Here is an 8,896-nt window from a genome sequence, read left to right as displayed (position 1 = left end):
CCGGGCGGCCAGCTTGGCGAGCGGCTTCACCAAGCCGACCTGTTCGGGCTGATCTAGGGGCATCGACGGCATCACTTCCGGCGTCAGTAACGGCGCCACCGGGATCAACACAACTCAGTACGGGAGGATCAGACATGCTTGGGCAAAAAATCTCTGAGATGCAGGGCAAGATGACGACCCAGCGGGTGCTTCCCGTGGCTCAAGGCTCGCCCAAACTCGAAGCAACGTTCGAGATTTCGGGAACCCTTCTCAATTATCCAGCCAAGGCGATGGTCACCTATTGGTCGACGATATTGCCCAATGGAACGCTCTACGGTGAATGCCCCAATCAAGGGGTGGTGATGACGCAGTCAGGCGACACCGCTACTTTCCGGGCTGCTGGGGCCGGTAAGTTCACCAATGCGGCGGGCGCTGCGTCCTTTAGAGGGGCCATTTACTACACGTCGCAATCGGCTGCACTTGCAGCGCTGAATGGACTTGCCGTCGTGTATGAATGGGATGTTGACGAAAACGGCAAAGCGCTCCTCACGGGCTGGGAGTGGAAGTAGACAAACGAACTGGGCTGTCCCGAAACGGTCAGTTATCGCGGCGGCTTCGTGCTTTAAAGCCAACCTCGACCAGCGGAAGCGTAGGGCGACGTTTGCGTCGCATTAGGTTTTGCCAACTCAGGCGCGGGCGCAAATGTGACTACAGCTTGGCGTGCGCTCCAGTCACCACAGGTAGCGCTCACGCCAAACGCAGGGTGCGTCCGCGCGATCACGGCCATGTTGCTGGATCCACGTTGGGCGCGAGCGACGGACCTGATGGTAAACAGGCTCGGCCCCGATCCGTCGTCACCCTTGTACAGACGCCGCCGGTTGTTTCACGTGGCGCTCTGGATGGATCGAACGATACTGCGGGCGTAGCATCAGCGGAATGAAGGCCTAATGGGGGACTGAGATGGATGCTACATATCGGTTAGCTGCCGATAATCGCAGGCGGCAGCGCTGATGCTGAGCAACGCTTAGTGCTTCTGCTTTGGCTCGATGCTGCGTAGTCTCGCCGTCCCAGTCGCTACGCTTTTCCTTGCAGTCGGTCGCCTGCTGGGCTCACTTGGATGAGTGCTCAGCTTGGCGTAGCCAGTTTTCACCGTCGTCCCACCAGCAACAATACCCGCACAGTTTCAGCGAAAGCGGTGGGCTGGCTGGTGCCAAATGAGAACGTTTGGAAGGGAGCGCGATCGCCATGACTGACCATGCGTCCACGCAGAAAATCCACGGCCATTGCGCCCTGTGTATCGCACGTTGCGGCACCATCGCCACGGTGGAGGGCGGACGCTTCACACGGCTCGATCCCGATCCCTCGCATCCGACCGGGCAGGCAATCTGTGCCAAGGGACGCGCCGCACCCGAACTGGTTTATCACCCCGATCGGCTGACCCGTCCGCTGCGCCGCACGCGTCCCAAAGGCGACAGCGATCCCGGGTGGGTTCCGATCTCGTGGGACGAAGCGCTCGACCTCACCGCCACCGCTATGCAGCGGATCAAGGCGCAGTATGGGGCAAGGGCAGTCGCCTTCAGTATGGCGTCGGCTTCGACCACGGCGATCGGCGATTCGGCGGTCTTCGTGCAACGGCTGAGGAATGCGTTCGGCACGCCGAACCTCTACGGCAGCATCGACGTGTGCGGTTGGGGGCGCGCCTTTGCCACTCAATACACGTTCGGCGTCGGCATCGTCGCGATCGGAGGAGGCCAGGGCGCAATGGCGGACATCGCCAACGCCGGATGCCTGATCCTGTGGGGATACAACCCCTCCTTCTCGCGCCTGACGCACGCCACCGCAATCGCCGATGCGCTGCAGCGGGGCATGAAGTTGATTGTGATCGATCCGCGCAAGGTCGGGCTCGGCGCCAAGGCGGATGTCTGGCTGCGCGTCCGCCCGGGCAGCGACGGCGCTCTGGCATTGGGGCTCGCCAACCTGATGATCCGGAACGGCTGGTATGATCGGAAATTCATCCAGGCGTGGAGCAATGGGCCCCTCCTGGTGCGCAACGATACCGGGCGGTTGCTGAGCGCGCACGACCTGGGCCAGGACTCGGGCGATGAGGGCGCACGTCGCTACTTCGCCTGGCACGAGACGGAAGCGCGCCTGGTCGCGTACGACGCGGCTGCCGGACACCATGAAGCCGACGCATCGAGCCTGGCGCTGGAAGGCGAGTACCGGATCGCGACGCCGCAAGGCGAGGTGATCTGCCGTCCCGCGTTCGAGCTCTACGCCGCCCTCTGCCGCACCTATCCGCCGGAAGCTGTCGAGGCGACGTGCTGGATTCCACCAGATCAGCTCGAAGCGGCCGCTCGGCTGATCTGGCACGCACGTCCGGTCTCCTACTACGCCTGGAGCGGACACGAGCAGCACGCCAACACGACCCAGACGGCGCGCGCTATGTCGCTGCTCTATGCGCTGACCGGCAGTTTCGACGGCCCCGGCGGCAATGTGCTTCTTCCCGGCGTGCCGACCAGGCCGATCGTGGGCAACGACCTGCCAGGGGCGAAGGGCATGGCGCCTGCGCTTGGCATGTCGGACCGTCCGCTGGGACTGGCGCGCTGGAATTTCGTCGGCGGACGCGAGCTCTATGAGGCGATGCTGGAAAGCAAGCCCTATCCGGTCCGCGGGCTGATCGGGTTCGGCGCCAACATGCTGATGTCGCAAGCCGACGGCATCTACGGGCGAAAGGCCCTGGCGTCGCTCGACTTCTACGCTCATCTCGACATGTTCATGACGCCCACTGCCGCTCTTGCCGACGTGGTGTTGCCGGTGGCATCGGCCTTCGAACGCGAAGCATTGCGGGTCGGGTTCGAAATCAGCGCCGAGGCCCAGTCCCTTGTCCAACTGCGGCCAGCCGTCGTGCCGCCTCCAGGGCAGGCGCGGCCGGATGCTAGCATCATCTTCGATCTCGCCGGCCGCCTCGGCTTCGCTGCCGAGTTCTGGAACGGCGACATCGACGCAGCCTATCGCCAGCAACTGGAACCCTCGGGCGTCACGCTGGAGCAGTTGCGCGCCCATCCGGAAGGGGTGCGCGTGCCATTGAAGACCCAGCATGCCAAGCATGCGCAGGCAGACGCTGCAGGTTTTACACGCGGCTTCGCCACGCCATCGAGGCGGGTCGAACTCTACTCGGAGACCCTGCTCGAGCATGGCTACGCACCGCTGCCCGATTTCGTCGACCCAACCGGAGCGCCCGGGTCGCTGCGGGATCCCAAGGCCCGGTTTCCGCTGCTGCTGACCTGCGCCAAGCCCACCTTGTTCCTGCAAAGCCAGAACAGGGCGCTGGCGAGCCTGCGCAAGCGCTCGATGTTTCCCGAGGTGGAGATGCATCCCGAGGCGGCACGGGAACGCCAGATATCCCAGGGCGATTGGGTGTCGATCACGACGGCGGATGGAAGCGTTCGCGCCTGCGCCCGCTTCAACGAGACTCTCGATCCTCGCGTCGTGGTTGGCCAGCATGGCTGGTGGCAGGGTTGCGCCGAGCTTGATGCACCGGGCTATGACCCGTTCGGCCCGATGGGAGCCAACTACAATCTGCTGATCGACCCGACGGTCGCGGACCCGGTCAGCCGCACGGCATCCTACCGCGCCAACATGTGCGAGATTCGGGCAGCCGGCGTCTCGTGACGACACGTCGGTGGATTGAGCGGTCTCACCTGCCGATGGCCGACATATTATCGCAAAACGCCGACCTAACCGTCGAAACTAAGTACATAGAGTGACAACGCCAATCTTGTTCCTCCTAAAGGAAGCCGATCCGCGTGCTGCTGCAAAGCGGTTGTTGCAAGAGGCCCAAAAAAAATCAGGCAGTCCTCGCCGCTGAGGCGGAGCGGCTTGCGAAGGAATCGGTCCGGCAGGCCTGCCGGCCGATGTGGTGGCGCGTCTCTACAAGGCACTGAAGGCGGCGTTGGCGACGCCGCAGGTCCACGACGGGCTCCTCCGCCAGGGCCTCGCAACCGTCGGTAGTTCTCCCGAGGAAGCGACACGGTTCTTCGCCAGCGAACTCGTCAAGCACGACAAGCTGGCCAAAGCGGCCGGATTGAGACTTGAGTAGGCTCACCGCTTCATGACTTGACGTCAGTACTCCATTTCGACCTCACAGGGTCGGAGAGATTCAACACACGTCAGGTTCGACACGTACCGGATTTCCGGGTGCCCCTGCTGACTGATGCAACCTGTCGTCGCGCTGCTACACTGTGCGCGGAAAAGGCGACCTCGTTGCAAGCGGTGCTCATATTGGATGATCGACGACTTCTCCCGATCTTGCGCTGCGCTCGAGCAACTGGTGCGGCAGGCCGGCGACCTCGCCCTCGGTCAGTTTCGCCGGCTCGCCGGCGACTCGGTCCACCTGAAGGGCCATCTCGACCTGGTGACCGCGGCCGACCGCGAGGTCGAGCGGTTTCTCACCGATGGCCTGTCACGATTTTTTCCGCAGGACGGCGTCTTCGGCGAGGAGGGGGCCGCGGTGCCGGACAGGAGCGGTCGCATCTGGGTCATCGACCCGATCGATGGAACCCTCAATTTCGTGCGCGGCAGCGAGCAGTGGGCGGTGTCGGTCGGGCTTTTCCAGGACGGCCGTCCGCAGTTCGGCATCATCCATGCACCGGCACGCGATCAAGTGTTGATCGGCGGCCGCGACCTGAGACCAACCGTGAACGGCCGGGCTCTCGACCCGCCGGCAGCGCTCGAGCGCAGCAGCGCCGTGGTCGCAGTGAGCCTGAACCCGGCGTTTCCGGCATCCGGACGTTTGGCCGTGATGGAGTTCATCATGGCCGACGCACGCATCGAGCTGAGGCCGCCATGGCAGTGACCAGGCAGCGAATGGCAACCCAAGCCCAGGGCGGCGGTTCGCGACCCGGGCCTGGCGCCCCAGCGACCGATGCAGACAAAGGCGAAGAGTAGCGGATGTCTTCACGCCGCCCGTGGATCTCAGCGCCGCCCGAAACTGCGCAGCACCGCCAACAACGCGACTTGGCTGTGCACGGCAGTCTTCTCGAAAATGCGCTTGAGATGATTTCGAACCGTCCCTTGGGTCAATTCGAGTCTCTTCGCGATCATCTCCACCGTCATGCCGTCCATCAGCAAGGCGGCGATATCGCCCTCGCGGCGCGTCAGCCGGTAAAAGTCCGTGACCGCCGCGCGGTCCAGCGTGACCGGTTCGTTGGGCTCGCGCAGAAAAATGACAACCGAAGGCGGCGTGGATCCCGGAGACGAAAGGGCAAGCTGGCCAAGGGGGAGAATATCGACCAGCAGAGGTGGCTGTGGCGGTCGCCGCGGCAGGTGCATTCGCGTGGCGTCGGCACCCATGGGCAAGGCTGCGCGGGCGATCGCTTGCCGCAGCTTCTCGGTGGACGCCTTAGTTCCGCCCCTCATGCCGCCTGTGCCGCGCGCAATTCCGTTCTGTCGGGCGATGTGTCGCTGAGCCGCGGCATTGAGGACGACTGGATTTCCCCTGGCGTCCAGGACGATGACGCCGTCTTCCATCCGGTCGAACGTCCTGCTCAGCAGCTCGGCCCGGCCCTCCAGGACGGCGAACCTGTGTTGCAATCTAAGGGCGAGGGTGACGTGCGCTGTCAACGTCTGCAGCTTCTGCGTCTCGTGCGGCGAGAAGGCGCCGACGCGTCGACGACGGCAGACGTTGAGATGGAATGACAGGCCGTCCCCGTCCTGCTGAAAACAGGTTCCATAGAAGGTCCCGGTGGGGCGAATGATATCGTTGTAGAGCTCCGTCTCCTCGAACACAGCGTCGCTGACGACCTGATGATGGGGAACGACCTTGCCGGGCACCATTGCCCGATGCCACGGCTCCCACAGATGCATGGTTTCGGCTGCGAAGAATCGCGCCAGGTCACGATCGTCGAGACCAGACGTCGCCTTGAACGGCCAGCTCGACCAGGATGCCTTGTTGCTGAAGAGGATGGCGTGCTCACTGCGAAACATCGCGGTCACCGCGGTGAGGGCCGGCGTCCACAATCTGGCATCAAGTGCGGCCTGTGAAATCAGCTCAAGGCAACGCAGGGTCTCCGGGTCTGCCAACATCCGCATCCCTCATCGACAGCAGGAGCTGACAGTCGGTTGCGATTGCAGCTCATAAGCCCGCCGGTGCAGGATATCGCAACCCCGCAGCGCCGCAACCTGAGCTTGCTAGAGTGGAAGGTAGGAATCGAGGTCGGCCCGCCGCTGAACGGGGCGCGGCCAATCGCGCCGCAGTAGGTAAAAGGCAATCGCGCCGCCCAGGAGCCAGAGCCCGCATACGAGGACGACCATCGTAGGTCCCGCGAAGTCGTCGCGATCGAGCAAGACAAGACCGCTGAACACCGCGGCCACCGTCGCCATCAAGGCCGCGACGAAGGCGGCTTCGCGGGCGGAGCTGCCGCTCCACACGCGCCCGCCGCGACCCTCCCGGAGCAATACAGTCGCGATGGCGCGGATCGTCACGGCATAAGCCCCGTTCTCCTTGGACATTGGCAGCAGAGTGAGCTCTTCGTGAATGCCGCCTCGCCAGAGGTTGGTCCGGAAATACCGGGTACCGTATCGGCCTTCGTAGACTTCGACGCGCATGCGCTCGATCGCGCCATACTCAATTCGCAAGCGACCGTGTTCGGAGCCTTCGAGCTCAATCCCATTCTCGTCAGCCCGGACCGTCACGAAGGCTCCGACAATTCCGGCGCGCTTCATCGCCCCGCCGGGCGCCGCCCGAAAGGTCGACGGTCGGGCCACGGAAGCCAGGGAAGAGGAGCCACCCGTCATACTGTCCTTTGTAGCCTCGATCCGCTGGTGAGCCGCCGCGGACTGGCTGACGATCCTGGGCGCTGCACCAGTCCCATTTGGGATATGTCGGCCGGCCGCTGCCGATCCATACTCATGCGTGCGGCACGACTGCTCTGGACGGAAGCTTGGCCTTGCCTATGACCTCAGCACCGAACGCGGCTCGTAGAAGGGCGCCGTCCTGGGATGAGCTCGTCGCGGCCGTGGGCAGGCGGCCCGGAGACGGCCGGTGTTGGCATCGGCGCTCCGTCTGGATGATTCGCCAAAGCATCACGCCGCAAAGCCACTACCCGACCAGAAGAGGCGCGAGCTTGTTCCATTCCGCTTCGACGTGTCGGCGATCGACCCACCGCATCGGCAATATCCGCCAGATCAACACGTCCCGCTTTTGCAGTGACCGCACGACGAGATCCCGAACGGTATTCTCACTCCAGCCCGCCCACTCGCCAGCGGCACTCGCGAGGTTTGGCGCCAAGGCGGGAGCGACCTCATCCTTCAATATGCGATGAAGCTCTTGCATCGAATAACCAGAAGCTCGAAGCGGCCCGGCGATCGACTCGTAATCTTGGCGCTGGAGCTCCGTGTCGAGAAAAAGCTGCGAGAGCCCGTGCCAGACCGGCGATCTGCGATCAATATCCGATTGGCTCAGCATCCCGGAATAATAGCTGATCCACGAGCGCCTGACATTCCTTCGCCGCGCGCCCGCGGGGATATGAGGAACCATGAGAATGCGCGGAAACTGGCGAAGCCGCAATCCGATGCTTGCGAACGCATTGGCGACTGTGATCGCAGCATGGCTAGTCGGCTTTGGGGCCTATGGTGTGCTGCGCGACGATTTGGCGGTCCCTGCCTCACGCAGATATGGCGGCGCCAAGCACTATTACCACTTTCACGGCGTGGCGGCCTGGCTGATATTCGCCGGCTTCGCTTGCCTCGGCGCGAGTATAATACTCGTGGTCTACCGTCGCCTAAAAGCCACGCCGAGTGGGATGGCCGATCCCCGTGTGGCCCTGGTAGTCGGTACGGCGGGTGCACTTATCATCCTGACAATGTTGATTACGAAGTGGGTGGAGTCTTAGGGGCACCACCATGGAGGTTCGCTCCCCTATTTTTCGTCGTGGCAGATGCGATACCGGCAACAGCCGGCCGATGGAGGCAAACGGCCAGCAACAACACTGCCCGCCAGCACTGCAGCGCGCCCGCGTGCCGCACACTGCTAGCAATGCAGGCGCGAGACTGCGCACGAGCGAGGACGTAACCGTCCATTATGGTCGGTCCCTGGCCTTCAACATGCTTATTGGCGACAAATCCGAGGCTCAAACCGGGGCGGACTAAATGACTGGGGAAAGGCTTTCCAATCGGAGCGGTGGCAGGGGCGCGCGACTATATCCGATCACGATCAGCCTGAGTTTGATCGTCACAATGGGTCTTGCTCTGCCGTTTGGTCCGGCCTTCGCGCAAGATTTTGCGAACTGCTTCCAAACTAACTGCCAGAACAATGCTCAGGCGTGCATGGCGGCCGCCTACGATGCGCAAATCGCTTGCCAGAAGGCTGCGCGAGCGGGATGCGAAAAGGTCGAGTTCTCGCAGAAATTTAAGTGTCTGAGCACGGCGCTAAATCTCTGTCGACCTGCGCATGAAAGTGCGGAAACGGCCTGCGTGGATGCCGTAAAGTCATGCAGCGCCGCTTGCGGAAAACCGACCGGGAAGGCGTATTGGTGCACGGGCTTGGTGAATGAGGTTCAAAGGTCCGGATTTTGCGCCGACGTCGCCGGGAAGAGGGTCAGGGATCAATGGGAAGCCTGCTTCCGGCAGCTTTTCCCCGAAGGCACCCGGATCGACCTTGCGGACTGCCACGCGCTTTGAGACTTGGGTATTCCTGGACGGCGACAGACCTACGCCGACAGCCAACTAGACAGAGGAAAGCCCCGAGACGAAAGCACGGAAGGCGGTAGCCAACCCGCGGATAAGAGCCTGATCACCCGTCGTGTCGACGCTCCGTCCCCAACCTTGCGCAGATCACATCTCGATCGTCCGATGCCCTACTGGTGCCGACAAACCTCTTTTGTCTGGGCTCTTGACCGGGGACATAAGAGCTAGAGCC

8 protein-coding genes are annotated in these 8,896 nt (G+C 63.0%); 5 read left to right on the top strand and 3 right to left on the bottom strand.

Annotated elements, in window-relative coordinates:
* The first annotated feature begins 134 nt into the window (after nucleotides 1-134).
* From RSO01_RS44755 to RSO01_RS44740, 4 genes are all read left to right on the top strand, one after another.
* Complete coding sequence (locus RSO01_RS44755; protein WP_147157109.1) at nucleotides 135-548, top strand: hypothetical protein; 414 nt, start codon at nucleotides 135-137, stop codon at nucleotides 546-548.
* A gap of 676 nt (nucleotides 549-1,224) precedes the next feature.
* Entirely contained in the window at nucleotides 1,225-3,651 is a 2,427-nt protein-coding gene (locus tag RSO01_RS44750) for a molybdopterin-containing oxidoreductase family protein (RefSeq protein ID WP_147157108.1), read from the top strand.
* A 247-nt stretch (nucleotides 3,652-3,898) separates the two neighbouring features.
* Nucleotides 3,899-4,078: a hypothetical protein gene (locus RSO01_RS44745; protein WP_170303846.1), complete on the top strand. Its 180-nt coding sequence runs from the start codon at nucleotides 3,899-3,901 to the stop codon at nucleotides 4,076-4,078.
* A gap of 186 nt (nucleotides 4,079-4,264) precedes the next feature.
* Nucleotides 4,265-4,834: an inositol monophosphatase family protein gene (locus RSO01_RS44740; RefSeq protein WP_170303845.1), complete on the top strand. Its 570-nt coding sequence runs from the start codon at nucleotides 4,265-4,267 to the stop codon at nucleotides 4,832-4,834.
* A 119-nt stretch (nucleotides 4,835-4,953) separates the two neighbouring features.
* Here the strand turns inward: RSO01_RS44740 and RSO01_RS44735 are convergent, their stop codons facing one another.
* The 3 genes from RSO01_RS44735 to RSO01_RS44725 form a co-directional block, all read right to left on the bottom strand.
* Nucleotides 4,954-6,063 (bottom strand): helix-turn-helix transcriptional regulator, encoded by a 1,110-nt coding sequence (locus tag RSO01_RS44735; protein ID WP_170303844.1) that lies wholly within the window; start codon nucleotides 6,061-6,063, stop codon nucleotides 4,954-4,956.
* Between the two features lie 105 nt (nucleotides 6,064-6,168).
* Nucleotides 6,169-6,702, bottom strand: a complete 534-nt coding sequence (locus RSO01_RS44730; protein ID WP_147157104.1) for a hypothetical protein — start codon at nucleotides 6,700-6,702, stop codon at nucleotides 6,169-6,171.
* Between the two features lie 376 nt (nucleotides 6,703-7,078).
* On the bottom strand, nucleotides 7,079-7,444 hold the full coding sequence (locus tag RSO01_RS44725; protein WP_147157103.1) for a DUF7079 family protein: 366 nt from the start codon (nucleotides 7,442-7,444) through the stop codon (nucleotides 7,079-7,081).
* A gap of 70 nt (nucleotides 7,445-7,514) precedes the next feature.
* Here RSO01_RS44725 and RSO01_RS44720 point away from each other — a divergent pair, with 70 nt between their 5' ends.
* Nucleotides 7,515-7,871: a hypothetical protein gene (locus RSO01_RS44720; RefSeq protein ID WP_147157102.1), complete on the top strand. Its 357-nt coding sequence runs from the start codon at nucleotides 7,515-7,517 to the stop codon at nucleotides 7,869-7,871.
* The last annotated feature ends 1,025 nt before the right edge of the window (nucleotides 7,872-8,896 follow it).

This window comes from Reyranella soli (genome assembly GCF_007992495.1).
Lineage (GTDB): Bacteria > Pseudomonadota > Alphaproteobacteria > Reyranellales > Reyranellaceae > Reyranella > Reyranella soli.
Note: the sequence above shows the minus strand (reverse complement) of the source record. Positions and strands in the feature narration are given on the sequence as shown.

Bases quoted from the DNA above. Each gene is read 5' to 3' on its own strand.
- RSO01_RS44755 (WP_147157109.1), top strand. From the start codon at position 135: ATGCTTGGGCAAAAAATCTCTGAGATGCAGGGCAAGATGACGACCCAG.
- RSO01_RS44750 (WP_147157108.1), top strand. From the start codon at position 1,225: ATGACTGACCATGCGTCCACGCAGAAAATCCACGGCCATTGCGCCCTG.
- RSO01_RS44740 (WP_170303845.1), top strand. From the start codon at position 4,265: ATGATCGACGACTTCTCCCGATCTTGCGCTGCGCTCGAGCAACTGGTG.
- RSO01_RS44735 (WP_170303844.1), bottom strand. From the start codon at position 6,063: ATGTTGGCAGACCCGGAGACCCTGCGTTGCCTTGAGCTGATTTCACAG.
- RSO01_RS44730 (WP_147157104.1), bottom strand. From the start codon at position 6,702: ATGAAGCGCGCCGGAATTGTCGGAGCCTTCGTGACGGTCCGGGCTGAC.
- RSO01_RS44725 (WP_147157103.1), bottom strand. From the start codon at position 7,444: ATGCTGAGCCAATCGGATATTGATCGCAGATCGCCGGTCTGGCACGGG.
- RSO01_RS44720 (WP_147157102.1), top strand. From the start codon at position 7,515: ATGAGAATGCGCGGAAACTGGCGAAGCCGCAATCCGATGCTTGCGAAC.